15 protein-coding genes are annotated in these 13,484 nt (G+C 32.3%); all 15 read left to right on the forward strand.

All coding sequences use genetic code 11. The features are described 5' to 3' along the window. Window positions 1-8: 8 nt before the first annotated feature. Window positions 9-1,556 carry a flagellar basal-body MS-ring/collar protein FliF gene (gene fliF, locus K7H06_RS07435; RefSeq protein WP_223039249.1) on the forward strand — a complete coding sequence of 516 codons (1,548 nt, stop codon included), beginning with the start codon at window positions 9-11 and terminating at the stop codon, window positions 1,554-1,556. Window positions 1,557-1,567: 11 nt separating this feature from the next. Further along, on the forward strand, window positions 1,568-2,578 hold the full coding sequence (gene fliG / locus K7H06_RS07440; RefSeq protein WP_223039250.1) for a flagellar motor switch protein FliG: 1,011 nt from the start codon (window positions 1,568-1,570) through the stop codon (window positions 2,576-2,578). Then, window positions 2,571-3,341, forward strand: coding sequence for a FliH/SctL family protein (locus K7H06_RS07445; RefSeq protein WP_223039251.1), 771 nt, complete (start codon window positions 2,571-2,573; stop codon window positions 3,339-3,341). Before fliG ends, K7H06_RS07445 begins: the two co-directional genes overlap by 8 nt. Window positions 3,342-3,351: 10 nt before the next feature. Beyond that, window positions 3,352-4,659, forward strand: a complete 1,308-nt coding sequence (gene fliI / locus K7H06_RS07450) for a flagellar protein export ATPase FliI (RefSeq protein ID WP_223039252.1) — start codon at window positions 3,352-3,354, stop codon at window positions 4,657-4,659. An 11-nt stretch (window positions 4,660-4,670) separates the two neighbouring features. Further along, window positions 4,671-5,114 (forward strand): flagellar export protein FliJ, encoded by a 444-nt coding sequence (gene fliJ, locus K7H06_RS07455; RefSeq protein ID WP_223039253.1) that lies wholly within the window; start codon window positions 4,671-4,673, stop codon window positions 5,112-5,114. Between the two features lie 9 nt (window positions 5,115-5,123). Beyond that, window positions 5,124-6,377, forward strand: a complete 1,254-nt coding sequence (locus tag K7H06_RS07460) for a MotE family protein (RefSeq protein WP_223039254.1) — start codon at window positions 5,124-5,126, stop codon at window positions 6,375-6,377. Window positions 6,378-6,399: 22 nt separating this feature from the next. Then, window positions 6,400-7,773 carry a flagellar hook-length control protein FliK gene (locus tag K7H06_RS07465; protein ID WP_223039255.1) on the forward strand — a complete coding sequence of 458 codons (1,374 nt, stop codon included), beginning with the start codon at window positions 6,400-6,402 and terminating at the stop codon, window positions 7,771-7,773. 11 nt (window positions 7,774-7,784) lie between these two features. Next, window positions 7,785-8,249, forward strand: coding sequence for a flagellar hook capping FlgD N-terminal domain-containing protein (locus K7H06_RS07470; protein ID WP_223039256.1), 465 nt, complete (start codon window positions 7,785-7,787; stop codon window positions 8,247-8,249). After that, window positions 8,242-8,604 (forward strand): TIGR02530 family flagellar biosynthesis protein, encoded by a 363-nt coding sequence (locus K7H06_RS07475; RefSeq protein WP_246637654.1) that lies wholly within the window; start codon window positions 8,242-8,244, stop codon window positions 8,602-8,604. Before K7H06_RS07470 ends, K7H06_RS07475 begins: the two co-directional genes overlap by 8 nt. Before the next feature lie 80 nt (window positions 8,605-8,684). Next, window positions 8,685-10,229 (forward strand): flagellar hook protein FlgE, encoded by a 1,545-nt coding sequence (locus K7H06_RS07480; protein ID WP_223039258.1) that lies wholly within the window; start codon window positions 8,685-8,687, stop codon window positions 10,227-10,229. 46 nt (window positions 10,230-10,275) lie between these two features. Continuing rightward, a complete protein-coding gene (locus K7H06_RS07485; RefSeq protein ID WP_223039259.1) occupies window positions 10,276-10,497 on the forward strand; it encodes a flagellar FlbD family protein in 222 nt (73 codons plus the stop codon). Window positions 10,498-10,500: 3 nt separating this feature from the next. Further along, on the forward strand, window positions 10,501-11,289 hold the full coding sequence (locus K7H06_RS07490; protein WP_223039260.1) for a motility protein A: 789 nt from the start codon (window positions 10,501-10,503) through the stop codon (window positions 11,287-11,289). Continuing rightward, complete coding sequence (locus tag K7H06_RS07495; RefSeq protein ID WP_223039261.1) at window positions 11,290-12,042, forward strand: flagellar motor protein MotB; 753 nt, start codon at window positions 11,290-11,292, stop codon at window positions 12,040-12,042. It begins immediately after the preceding gene. 24 nt (window positions 12,043-12,066) lie between these two features. Continuing rightward, the gene (locus K7H06_RS07500) at window positions 12,067-12,483 is read left to right on the forward strand and encodes a flagellar basal body-associated FliL family protein (protein WP_223039262.1); all 417 of its coding nucleotides are present in this window, start codon (window positions 12,067-12,069) and stop codon (window positions 12,481-12,483) included. 14 nt (window positions 12,484-12,497) lie between these two features. After that, a complete protein-coding gene (gene fliM / locus K7H06_RS07505; RefSeq protein WP_223039263.1) occupies window positions 12,498-13,484 on the forward strand; it encodes a flagellar motor switch protein FliM in 987 nt (328 codons plus the stop codon).

Raw genomic sequence — 13,484 nt, forward strand, 5'->3', positions numbered from 1 at the left:
GTGACTAAATGGGCAATGGGCTAGAACATGTAAAAGAGCAATTGAATGAATTTTATAAAAAACTAGATAAAAAGCAAAAAATTAAAATTGGAGTCAGTGGGTTATTGGTGATTATTAGTATGACGTTATTATTTTATTTTACTTCCCAACCAGAATATGTAACACTATTTAGTGATTTAACACCAAAGGATGTTGGAGAAATTACAGCAAAACTTGATGAGATGACTATACCTTGGAAAGACAATGAATCGAATACAACCATATTAGTACCAAAGGAATATAAAAATAAAGCACAAGCCAAGCTTGCAGTAGAAGGACTACCCAAAGAGAGTTTTTCTTACGAAAAGATGATAGATAGTAGTAGTTTAACGATGACGAATGAAGAAAGAAAAAAAAGATATGTTATTGCTCAAATGAATGCTTTAGCTGCAACGATTGAAGAAATTGATGGAATAAAAAATGCAATGGTAAATTTGAGTGTAGCAGATGATACAAACTTTTTGCTGGACAAGCAAAAATCTAAAGCGTCTGTATTTGTTGAAATAGAACAAGGGAAAGAACTTTCAAAAGAGCAGGTTAACGGTATTGCAATGCTTGTGGCAAATGCAGTAAAAGATTTAGATCCTGAAAATATATCTATCGTTGATAATAGAGGACAAGTATTGAATAAGCAAAAAGATGACGATACTTTTGATGCTTCTACCCAATTAGGGCTACAAAAAAAAGTACAAAGCCAAATACAGGAAAGCATAAAGGAATTTTTATCCACTTCGTATGGACCAGGAAATGTTGCAGTTATGGTAAATGTAAAACTTGATTTTGATAGTGAAGTGACAGATGTAAAGGAGTTTGCACCACCAATAAAGGATGAAACCAATGGACTTATTCGAAGTATGAACGAACAAAATGAACATTTAACAAATGGAAGTGATGGTGGTGTTCCAGGGACGGATTCTAACTCGGAAGATATTACCCAATATGTAGAAGATAGTGGAAATGGCTCAAAATATGACAAAGCAAATAAAACGATTAATTATGAGTTAAATGAAATTAATAAGAAAATTGTAAAGGCACAAGGACAAGTAAAAGATATAACTGTTGCAGTTTTGATAAACAAGCAAATACTCCCAAATGGAGAACTTACAGACGAGGAAGAGAAGAAAATTAAAAGTATTGTTTCAGCTTCAGCTGGACTAGATACAAAAGTTGTTGAAGTAATGGCAAAAGATTTTGATACAACGATTGCAGATGAATTTGCAAGTATTGAAGAAAATAGCCAATCAGGAACTTTTGGAAATATTCCACTATGGGCTATAGGTATATTAGGAGCATTGTTGATTGGAGCTTGTGTATATACAGTATATAGACTTAGAAAAAGAAAAGCTGCAATGGATATAGTACTAGATGAACCGGTTTCAACTATAGAAGATGAATTAGATGAAATCCAACTTGAGGTAAATGAAAAATCAAGCTATAAGAAACAAATCGATAAATTTGTAGATAAGAATCCTGAAGCAGTTGCACAACTGTTAAAGACATGGTTAAACGAAGATTAGGAGTGTAGAGTATGCCTCGAAAAACGGGACTTAGTGGGAAAGAGAAGGCAGCTGTGCTGCTGATCTCTTTAGGACCAGATAAATCAGCAAAGATATTTAAACATCTTCAAGAAGAAGAGATTGAAGAATTAACATTAGAAATTGCAAATATGAGAAAAATTCCTTCTGAAGAAAAAGAGAAGGTTATGGAGGAATTCTATCAAGTATGTTTAGCACAGGAATATATTTCTGAAGGCGGTATTAACTATGCAAAAGAAATACTGGAAAAAGCATTAGGAACGCAAAAGGCCTATGATATTGTAAATAAGCTTACGGCTTCATTACAGGTTCGTCCTTTTGATTTTGCAAGGAAAGCGGATGCTAGTCAATTGTTAAACTTTATACAAAATGAACATCCTCAAACTATTGCACTAATTCTTTCGTATTTAGGAGCCCAACAAGCAGGACAAATATTATCTTCTTTGCCACAGAATAAGCAAGCTGAAGTAGCTAAGCGTATTGCTACCATGGATCGAACAACACCTGAAATTATCAAAGAGGTAGAAGCTGTTCTTGAAAGTAAATTATCATCTATGGTTACACAAGATTATACAACAGCTGGAGGAATACAATCTATTGTTGATTTATTAAATTCTGTGGATAGAGGAACAGAAAAGTTTATTATGGAAACTCTTGAAATAGAAGATGTTGAATTAGCAGAAGAGATTAAGAAGAGAATGTTTGTATTTGAGGATATTGTTACATTAGATAGTACATCTATTCAAAGATTTATTCGTGATGTTGATAATAATGACTTAGCTGTTGCATTAAAAGGGTCTACTGAAGAAGTACAAGAGATTATATTTAATAATATGTCAAAACGAATGGCAGAAATGATCAAAGAAGATATGGACTTTATGGGACCAGTGAGATTAAGAGATGTGGAAGAGTCACAACAAAAAATTGTCAATATGATCAGAAAACTAGAAGAAGCAGGCGAGATTATTATATCTCGTGGAGGAGGGGACGAAATCATTGTCTAGGATTTTTAAGTCTTCTTATGTACAAGTTGGTGATATGAAAGAACTTGGGATAGAAAGCATTCCTAAAGATTCTTTAGAAATTCATGTAGAGAAAGATTGTGAAGAAAAGCTCCAAGAAGAAAAGGAACCAGAAGTTGACTTTGAAGAAATTTATAATCAAAAAATGCAAGAAATTGAAGCTTTAACCAAAAAAAAGTTAGAAGAAGCAGAAAGTCAAGCACAAACTATTATTAGTGATGCATATGAAGATTCAAAAAAAATATATGAAAATGCAAAAAATGATGGCTTTACACAAGGAAAATCTGAAGGATATAAAGTAGGTAAAGAAGAAGCAGATAAGCTTATTAAAGAAGCTTTAGGTATAAAAAATGAAGTGATAATGACAAAGAAGGAGTTTACTTCAAAATTGGAGAAGGAAGGTATTGAGCTTATTATTGATACTGTAGAAAGAATATTAAATATGAAGGTAGAAGATTCCTATGAAACAATCATTGGACTTGTAAAAGCAGCTCTTAGTAAATGTGCTTATACAGAATCTTTAGTCCTTAGAGTGAGTCCTGATGATTATGGTTATGCCATTAGTGCAAAGGATAAAATATTAGCTTTATCAGAAAATGTTGATGATATTAAGATTAAACAAGATCCTTCCTTAAAAAAGGGTAGTTGTATTTTGGATACAGTTTCAGGAAGCATTGATTCAAGTATAGAAACACAATTCAATCAAATTAAGTCATTATTTCATGAAATATTAGAGAGCGAGTGATGGAGACGAAATGCTTAATCTAGATAAATATAGATATGCTCTTGAAAATGCAAATTTGATTAAATATAGTGGAAAGGTTTCTCAAGTTGTAGGGCTAACAATAGAATCGTTAGGCCCTGCCGTTAAATTAGGAGAACTGTGTTATATTTATCCATTAAAGGGAGTTGCTCCAATAAAAGCTGAAGTAGTAGGATTTAAAAATCAAAAAGTATTACTAATGCCTTTAGGAGAAATGGATGGAATTGGACCTGGTAGTAAAGTTATTGCTACGGGGGAATTGTTATCCGTCAATGTGGGAGACGAGCTATTGGGTCGTATACTAGATGGATTAGGTAATCCTATAGATGATGGCGGAAGACTTTCTACTACAAAAAAATATCCAGTAAATAATCAACCTCCTAATCCTTTGAAAAGAAAAAAAATAGAAGAAGTCTTATCTCTTGGAGTAAAAGCCATTGATGGATTATTAACTTGTGGAGTGGGACAAAGAATAGGTATATTTGCCGGAAGTGGTGTTGGAAAAAGTACGCTCATGGGAATGATTGCGAGAAATACAGAAGCAGATGTAAATGTGATTGCTTTGATTGGAGAGCGTGGTAGAGAGGTAAGAGAATTTATTGAAAAAGATTTACAAGAAGAAGGATTAAAAAGGTCTGTATTAGTGATAGCAACTTCTGACCAACCAGCATTGGTAAGAATGAAAGGGGCTCTACTTGCTACTTCTATTGCAGAATATTTTAGAGATCAAGGAAAAAAGGTAATGTTATTAATGGACTCATTGACAAGGTTTTCAATGGCACAGCGAGAGGTTGGTTTAGCAGTAGGAGAACCTCCTGTAACAAAAGGATATACCCCTTCTGTTTTTGCAGCTTTGCCTAAACTACTTGAAAGATCTGGAAACTCTGATAAAGGTTCTATAACAGCTCTATATACGGTACTTGTAGATGGAGATGATTTGAATGAACCTATTACAGATACAGCAAGAGGTATACTAGATGGACATATTGTATTATCTAGAAAGCTTGCTAACAAAAACCATTATCCAGCTATTGATGTATTAGCAAGTGTTAGTAGAGTAATGCCTAATATTGTTGATGAAGAACATAGAAAGTTTTCGGGTGAATTTAGAGACATATTAGCTACTTATAAAGATGCTGAAGATTTGATTAATATTGGAGCTTATGTAAGTGGAAGCAATCCTAAAATTGACCATGCTATAAAGATGATTGATGCATTAAATGGTTATTTGAGACAAGGTATACATGATAAGTTTAATTACAATGATGCAACCATACAAATGAAAGATCTTCTACAATAGAGGTGGTTTAAATGCTTAAATTTTCTTTTAAATATCAGAACTTGTTAAAAGTGAAAGAAAAATATGAAGATGTAATAAAAGGGAAAATGCATAAAGCACAGTCAAAGCTACAAGATGAAAAAAAAAGGCTAGAGGAGTTAGAAAACCAAAAAAATGACTGTGGAAAGCGTATTGCTTTGAAAATACAAAGTGGTGCAAGTGTTGGAGATTTAAAGATATATGATTCATTTGTAATGGGTTTAAAAAGAAAGATAAGCGAACAAATGCAGATTGTTGAGCAGTGTAGTCATGAAGTCAATAAATGCAGACAAGACTTAATGAAAGCAGCTATGGAAAAGAGGACTTTTGAAAAACTAAAAGAGAAAGAAAAAGAAAATTTTTATTATATGGAAAAAAAGGAAGAAGAAAACTTTGTAGATCAATTAGTAACATTTCAAAACTTTAAGAGTAATTAGGGGGCAATAATGGCAAAGTCTAAGGAAATAGAAATAGAAAAAAAAAGTTTAGGAATAGGAAGAATTTTGTTTATTATAATAGCCGTTTTTATTACAATTCCTATCATTATTATGAGTATTGTTTATTATACGAATGATAACTTTAAGTTTGTAGCAAATAAATATTTAAGCCAGGTGTCTGGACCTATTGGAAAATATTTTGAAAGCTTTCCAACGAAAGAAGAAAAAGAAGTTAAAAAAAGAACGGTTGCAAAATATCTAATAAGCTTAGATGTGGAAAGTGCTTCTGATAAGTTGACGATTATTAAAAATGAAGATGAAAAGCTCTATTCAGATTTGATTAAAATTTGTACACAGCTTAATTCTAATCAAACAAAAAAAATACTTGAGTATAGAAGAGAAGGTGCTGTAAAGAAAGATATTTTGACATCTATTATAGAACAAATTAAAAATGATCAGATAAAAGAACTGCAGGAAAAGGCGAAATATTATGAAAACACGTCTTTGGTCAATGCCGTTAAGGAAATTAGTACAAACTTAATGAATGAGACAGTTTCGTATAGTACCATGGGGTTAACCATAGAGCAAATGAAAGAAGGAAATGCAGCAGACATTTTACAATGTTTAGATGATGAAACAAAAAATAAGCTTTTGGCTAATTATCAATCAACTGAAAAAAGAAAAAAAATTACAAAGCTTTTAAGCCAAATGAATGATCGAAAAAAAGAATTGATGAATATTGCAAATATATATAATTCTGAAAAGGCTGATAAGCTATTAGAGGATATTGGTAATGACCAAAAATACAAGATGAATGAATTGTCAATGATCTATAGAAATATGAATATGCTAAAAGCAGCAAAGGTTCTTGCCAAGGTACAAGATAAAAACTTTACCTATAACCTTCTAGAACAGATTAAAAATGATGAAATGCTTACAAAGGAGAATGATCTATTAACTGAAGATTTGATGAATGCTATGAAAGTATATAGGGAATATGATAAGGAAATAGATGAATTAGTTAAAGTGTATACAAAAATGGAACCAAAGCAGATTGGAGACATGATTACTAAACTATTTAAAAGTCGCAAAGCACCAGAAAAGTATACTTTTAAGAATGAAGATCAAATTACGATAACAGATCAGGATATAGCTATGAGTGTATTAAGAAAGCTTAAGGAAAAAACAGTGGCAGAAATACTTGCAAGCTTAGACAGTGATTTAGCTTCAGATATATCTAAAAAATTAACACTACCTGATTAAAAACTAGAAGGGAGGTGAAAAAATGAATGGATTGATGATGAATCTAAATATTCAAACGAACAATAGAAAGCTAGTGGACAATCAAGCAAACAACTTCATAAAGACAAATAAAGAAAATTCTTTTGACAAGGTACTAAAAGGAAAAATGAAAGAGCCTAAAGAAGATAAATTAAAACCATCTAAGGATGAAATGAAGAATGAAAGAACTGATTTTCAAAGGAAAGAATCTCAAGAAATCAAAAAAGAGAAACCTGTGAATGAAGCAATAGATGAAGATCATATTGAAAATATAGAAGAAGATAAAAAAGAGAATATACCACAGGAAATGATGGAACTGATTGCTTCTTTGAACGTGTCTATAGAAGAATTAGCTACAATACAGGAAACAGTAGAAAATAATGAAAATATAGCAATAAAATTCGAAGATATAAAATCACAGTTAAATAAAATACTATCTTTTATGGAACAAAAAAACACAACGGATATAAAAGATAATGTGTTGTCAAAAGAGATGCTAGATCAGTTAAAAAGCCAATTAGAAATGCTATTTAATAAAGAGGAAATGAAGTTAGATTTACAAGATTTTCATAAAGTATTATCAAAACTTGAAAATTTACTAGCAGAAGAGACAACGAATAAAAATGAAACAAGCAGTATAGTGGCTAGTGAAGTAGTAAACAAAGGTGACATAGATGCTTTACATACAAAAGAAAAAACAGATTCTAATACGGATACTGTTCAAAAAGAACTATTTGTAGATACAAAGAATAAAGCTGAGACAAATGCAGAAAATGAAAAACAAATGTCTCAAAATGACAAAAATAGTGAAAAGTTTGGATTCTCGGCAAACAAAAATCAAAAAATAGTTATCAATGATAAAATAATTCAAGATATTCCTACAAATTTCATGGTACAAGACAACATGAATGGAATAGAAAATGTGAAATTAGAAACAACACTACAAAAACCAAATTTTCAAAATATCTTACATCAGGTTGTTGAGAAGGCGCAAGTAATAGTTGATGAGAAGGGTTCTGAAATGACATTGCAGCTTAAACCAAATCATCTAGGAAATCTTTCTATGAAGATAGCAGTTGAAAGAGGAATTGTTATTGCAAATATCGTTGCAGAAAATCAAATAGTAAAGGAAGTTTTAGAATCTAATTTCAACGACTTAAAGGATGCCCTTAATGAAAAAGGATTTGGTATTCAAGAACTAAATGTATCTGTTGGACAAGATTCTGACTTTCAGCAGCAACAAAATTTTATGAACTTTAAGAAGAAAAATAATGAAAAAGCTATGGGGAATTCATTAGAATATGAAAATGTAGTGGTAAATGAAGACGTGAGTGAAGTACATTCTATGAGGGAATCTACAATAGACCAATTAGGGTAGGAGGTGGAAAAATGGCAGTTGATGGAGTAAGTAATCATACAACTACACCAACACAAACTGAGAAGAAGTTAATATATGCTAAGGTTAATAAAACGAAAGAAACCCAGCAACAAAGTACGGTTAAACAACCTAAAAATAAGTTAGGAAAAGATGATTTTCTAAAACTTCTTGTAACACAGCTAACACATCAAGATCCATTAAATCCTGTAGATGACAAAGAATTCATGGGACAGATGGCGCAATTTAGTAGTTTGGAACAAATGCAAAATATGAACAAGGCAATGGAAGGGTTAACAGAAGAAATAAGGAGTTCTAACAATGCGGCTATTGATGTAAGTAAAATGAATTACAATTTGAATAAACAAATGCTTGACGAGATTGTAAAATTGAATAAAGCTATAGAAGCATATGGAATAAAACCACCAGAAGACAATACAGGAAATGATGGTACTACCGGAGGCAGTGACGATGAATAAAATAATGATTCATAATGTCCATGCCCATTCACCTAAGATTTCTCCTAAAAATACAATGCAAAAAAAATCTTTTGCTCAAGTATTAAATAATATTTCAAGTGAAGATGTGAAATTTTCAAAGCATGCAAAGGAGAGACTTGAGTCAAGAGATATTACGATTAATCATCAAGATATGAACAAAATTAATGAAGCTTTAAATAAGGCAAAACAAAAGGGAATCAAAGAAACATTAATCCTTATGAATAACAAAGCATTTGTCGCAAGTGTAAAGAGTAAAACCATTATTACAGTTGCTACAGATGAACAATTAAAAGAAAATATTTTTACCAATATAGATGGTGCTGTAATTATATAGCTGGACCAAAGTTTAGGAGGCTATGGTTCTCTGAATGATAGACGAGAACTAATACAGTAGATAAAGGGAGGTCATGCAAAATGATGCGTTCAATGTTTTCGGCAGTATCTGCTCTTAGCGCACATCAAATGAAAATGGATATTATTGGGAACAACATTGCCAATGTAAATACAGTGGCATTTAAAGGCTCTAGAGTTACATTTAAAGAAACCTTTAATCAGACGATTAAAGGCGCAAGTGGTAGTGGTAGTGGTAGAGGTGGAACAAATCCTATGCAGGTAGGTCTTGGGGTAGATGTTGGTGCTGTGGATGTGATTCATAGGAGAGGAACACCTGAAAGAACAGATAATCCTACTGATTTAATGATTAATGGAGAAGGGTTTTTCATGGTATCTGATGATTCTAATTATTTAAATAGATACTATACAAGAGCAGGAAATTTTGTAGTAGATGATTATGGGAATTTGGTAACTCAGGATGGAATGAAGGTATTAGGATATATGGCTGATGAAACAGGGCGTCTTAAAAGTAGCATTGAAGGAATAAAAATAGATAAATCAACAGTATATCCTCCTCAAGCTACAAAGCCTTCTGATCCACCTATACCAGGAGAAGAAATAGTAACCTTTACAGGAAATTTAGATTCTGATACAAAACAATTAAATAAATTGAAGAAAAATGATAGTGATCCTGATCCAAAAGTTATAGGGGCTACAGGTGAATATGCAATATACAATCTTGATACAGAACGCTCTGCTGCAGCAAAGCATCCAGTTTACTCTCAGATTAACAAAGATTTAAGTGGTGCCCTTGCCAAGGAAACAACTGTTGAGGTATATGATGATTTTGGAAATGTTCATGAAATCAAAATGTTATTTACAAAAAGAAAAGTTGCAGATGGTGCAGCAGGAAAGGAAAGTGAATGGCAAGTAGATGCTTTTTATTTAGATGAGAATGGAGCGATGCTTCAAAATGGTACTAGCAATGACTATGATACCGCTACGGGATTACCAAAGACCGCAGCTTCTACTATGAAAGGTTATAATGGATTTGCTTACGGAAAAAAAGGTGAGGATGCTGCACAATCATTTACTCTTAAGTTTGATGAAAATGGTAAAGTTATAGGGGATACAAAAATGAGTTTTAGAATAGGAACAGACTTAACAAAAGGAGCAGGAGCATTAGATTTTGAAATGGATTTAGAAAAATTAACCCAGTTTCAAGATGACTCAAATGCAGATCCTACTTATGTAAAAGGATATAAACAAGGTGCTCTTTCAGAATATGCCATTAATGAGAATGGAGAAATTACAGGGGTTTTTAGTAATGGTAAAAGAAGAGTTTTAGGAAGAATTGCTATTGCTAACTTTAAAAATCCAGCAGGACTTCAAAAGACTCAGTCTAATATGTATGTTGAAACGAGAAACTCTGGAAAAGGTGTACCAGGTAAGCCAGGAACAAATGGATTTGCACAGCTTAATCCAGGGAATCTTGAAATGGCCAATGTTGATTTAGGAAGAGAGTTTACTCAGATGATTACAACCCAAAGGGGATTTCAAGCAAATTCAAAAGTAATTACCACAACAGATGAAATGCTTCAAGAATTAGTTAACTTAAAAAGATAATAATTACTTCCGGGCGATTTCGCCCGGAAATTAAAGGATGGTTTGTATGATTACTGTAACAAAATTAAATGGGAAAGAGTATGTAGTAAATAGTGACTTAATTGAATTTATTGAGTCTACACCAGATACGGTCATAACCCTTACAACGGGAAAGAAAATTATTGTACTAGAACCTATTGACCAAATTATCGACAAAATTATAAAATATAAAAAGAAGATTTTTTCACAAACCATCATAACCCATAACTCCTTAGGAAATGAGGTGTAGGCATTGGATTTAGCAACGGTATTAGGGATAGTTGTAGGGATGGGATTTGTAATAGGTGGAATTGTACTTGGTGGAAGTATCTGGACCTTTTGGGATCTTACATCAGTAGTAATTGTTTTTGGAGGAACTATTGCAGGAACTTTTGTAGCATATCCAATGGATAAAGTAAAACAGGCTTTAGTTGTTGTAAAAAAGGCTTTTACTACCAAAAATCTTAATCCTACAGAAGTAATTGATAAGATTATTGAAATTGCAAATATTGCAAGAAGAGAAGGTCTTTTAGCTTTAGAGGAAGCAGCAGAAAATGTTGATGATGAATTTTTAAAAAAAGGGGTTATGTTGATTGTGGATGGGACAGACCCAGAACTCGTTAGAAATATATTAGAGACAGAGCTTGCATTCCTTGAAGAAAGGCATAGTGAGGGAAGAAGCATCTTTGATATGTTAGGAAGTTTAGCACCAGCTTTTGGTATGATTGGTACTCTGATAGGACTGATCAATATGTTAAAGACCCTAGAAGATCCATCTTCTGTAGGTCCTAAGATGTCTGTAGCGTTGATAACAACTTTTTATGGGGCATTACTTGCTAATTTAATATTTATACCTATTGCTGCAAAATTAAAACTTAGAAGTAGAGAAGAAATATTAATAAAAGAAGTAATGGTTGAAGGTCTTCTATCTATACAAGCAGGAGAAAATCCTAGAATCATAGAAGTAAAGCTTAAGTCTTTCCTTGCTCCAAAGCAAAGAAAGGAATCTCAAGATACTAATAAAGAGAGTGTGGGAGCTTAGATGGCTAGAAAAAGAAAACAAGAAGAAGCAAAAGCAGGTTCACCTGAATGGATGACAACTTTTAGTGATTTGATGACATTACTTTTATGTTTTTTCGTATTACTTTTTTCTTTTTCTTCTATTGATGCCCAAAAATTTACAGCCGTATTACAATCGTTTCAAGGTTCATTAGGGGTATTAGAAGGAGGAAAAACCCTTGAAAGCTCAGAATATATTGAAGATGCATTAAATGATGAAAGATTAACAAAACAAATCGAAGAGATAGAAGATTTTAAAAAGCTTAAGGAAAAATTAGAAGAATATTTAGAAGATAATCAGATGCAAGAACAAATGTTAGTAGATCTTGAGGAAAGAGGATTATTGCTTCGATTTAAAGATAATGTATTATTTGACGCAGCACAAGCAGAATTAAAGCCTCAAGCCAAAGAGACATTAAAGTTTATAGCAGATTTATTAAAACAAGAGGAGTTTATTGAAAAATATATAAGGGTTGAAGGTCATACAGACTCAGATAGACTCGTCAAGTCAAAGAAGTTTCCAACCAACTGGGAATTATCAGTGACAAGATCTTCTAATGTTGTAAGATTTTTAATTGAGGAAGCAAGGCTTGAGCCTACAAGATTATCAGCATCAGGATATAGCAAATATCATCCTGTTGCACCTAATGATACCATAGAGAATAAAGCTAAGAATAGAAGGGTAGACATTGTAATACTTCGTTCAGATTTTGCAAACTCTGAACCTTATTACTAAAATTCTCAGAAGGGGCGTAGGAGAATGACAACAAAAAAAGTAATATTATTTAGCGTTATAGGTTTTTTAGTTACTGCAATAGTAGTAGCAATTGCAGTTTTTGTAGTTACAAATAAAAAAACGGATACACAACCAAAAGAAATGAAGACATATACATACTCTATTGGAGAGTTGTATGCCAATGTAAAAGATAGTAGAAAAATTTTAAAGGTCAATATGGACATAGAAATGCTTAATGAAAAATTGAATGAGCGTCTAGATAATAAGCGTCCTAAAATGACGAATAATATTTTAGAACTATTAAGAAGCAAAGATGAGACACAGTTATCAGGAGATAAGGGTCAACAAGCTCTTCGTAAAGAAATTTTAAAATCAATCAAAAAAGTCGTACCCTCTGATGAAATTTTGGATGTGTACTTTGTTGAATTTATTATCCAATAAGGGAGGGAACGTAATTGTCTGATGTATTATCACAAAGTGAGATAGACGCTCTGATACAGGCTTTAAGTTCTGGTGAAGTAGATGCACAAGAAATAACGGCCGAGACTAAAGAAGCAAAAGTAAAAAAATATGATTTTAGAAGACCAGATAAATTTGCAAAGGAACAATTGCGTACACTCCAAATTATTCATGAGAATTTTTCACGATTGTTAAATACCTTCTTATCTGGCTATTTGAGAAGTTTGGTACAGGTTGAAGTATTAAGTGTAGAACAATTATCTAATCACGAGTTTACTAATTCTATATCAAATCCAGCAGTTTTAGGAATTGTTGATTTTTCACCATTAGAAGGACAGATCATATTAGATATTACTGCTGATGTTGCATTTGTTATTATTGATAGAATATTAGGGGGTAGTGGTAAAGCAGTTGAAGAGAAAAGGAGTTTTACAGAAATTGAGATTTCCTTATTAAGAAAACTCATTAAACAGATTATGAAACTTTTTAAGGAACCATGGGAGAATGTAGTAGAGATTCATCCTAGATTAGAAAAGATAGAAACAAATTCTCAATTTGCTCAAATTGTTTCACCTAGTGAGACTATCGCACTTATAACATTAAATATTAAGATTGGTGATGTGGAAGGACTGGTAAATCTGTGTATTCCTCACTTGGTTATCGAACCCATATTACCTAAATTAAACACGAGATTATGGTTTAATAGTGTCAATAAAGAAAGAACCACTGAAGATGAAAAAGTTATTACAAAAAGAGTAGAAAAAACAGCTGTCCCAGTTAGAGCAGTTTTGGGAAGTACCCATATAACTGTAAGTGAGTTTTTGGATCTTCAGATAGGAGATGTGATTCAATTGGATACTTTTATAAAAGAAGATGTAAAGATATTTGTAGGGGAGCATCTTAAGTATTATGGGAAGGCTGGAACAAAAAAGAAAAATATGGCTGTGCAAATAGAAGGTATTGTAAAGAAGGGAGATGAATAA

The organism is Crassaminicella profunda (assembly GCF_019884785.1).
GTDB lineage: Bacteria > Bacillota > Clostridia > Peptostreptococcales > Thermotaleaceae > Crassaminicella > Crassaminicella profunda.

What these genes read in the sequence shown, in the direction of transcription:
- K7H06_RS07495 (WP_223039261.1), top strand. Translation starts at nt 11,290, where the DNA reads ATGGCTAGAAAAAGAAAACAAGAAGAAGCAAAAGCAGGTTCACCTGAA.
- fliJ (WP_223039253.1), top strand. Translation starts at nt 4,671, where the DNA reads ATGCTTAAATTTTCTTTTAAATATCAGAACTTGTTAAAAGTGAAAGAA.
- fliI (WP_223039252.1), top strand. Translation starts at nt 3,352, where the DNA reads ATGCTTAATCTAGATAAATATAGATATGCTCTTGAAAATGCAAATTTG.
- K7H06_RS07470 (WP_223039256.1), top strand. Translation starts at nt 7,785, where the DNA reads ATGGCAGTTGATGGAGTAAGTAATCATACAACTACACCAACACAAACT.
- K7H06_RS07465 (WP_223039255.1), top strand. Translation starts at nt 6,400, where the DNA reads ATGAATGGATTGATGATGAATCTAAATATTCAAACGAACAATAGAAAG.
- K7H06_RS07485 (WP_223039259.1), top strand. Translation starts at nt 10,276, where the DNA reads ATGATTACTGTAACAAAATTAAATGGGAAAGAGTATGTAGTAAATAGT.
- K7H06_RS07480 (WP_223039258.1), top strand. Translation starts at nt 8,685, where the DNA reads ATGATGCGTTCAATGTTTTCGGCAGTATCTGCTCTTAGCGCACATCAA.
- fliG (WP_223039250.1), top strand. Translation starts at nt 1,568, where the DNA reads ATGCCTCGAAAAACGGGACTTAGTGGGAAAGAGAAGGCAGCTGTGCTG.
- K7H06_RS07500 (WP_223039262.1), top strand. Translation starts at nt 12,067, where the DNA reads ATGACAACAAAAAAAGTAATATTATTTAGCGTTATAGGTTTTTTAGTT.
- fliF (WP_223039249.1), top strand. Translation starts at nt 9, where the DNA reads ATGGGCAATGGGCTAGAACATGTAAAAGAGCAATTGAATGAATTTTAT.
- K7H06_RS07460 (WP_223039254.1), top strand. Translation starts at nt 5,124, where the DNA reads ATGGCAAAGTCTAAGGAAATAGAAATAGAAAAAAAAAGTTTAGGAATA.
- K7H06_RS07475 (WP_246637654.1), top strand. Translation starts at nt 8,242, where the DNA reads ATGAATAAAATAATGATTCATAATGTCCATGCCCATTCACCTAAGATT.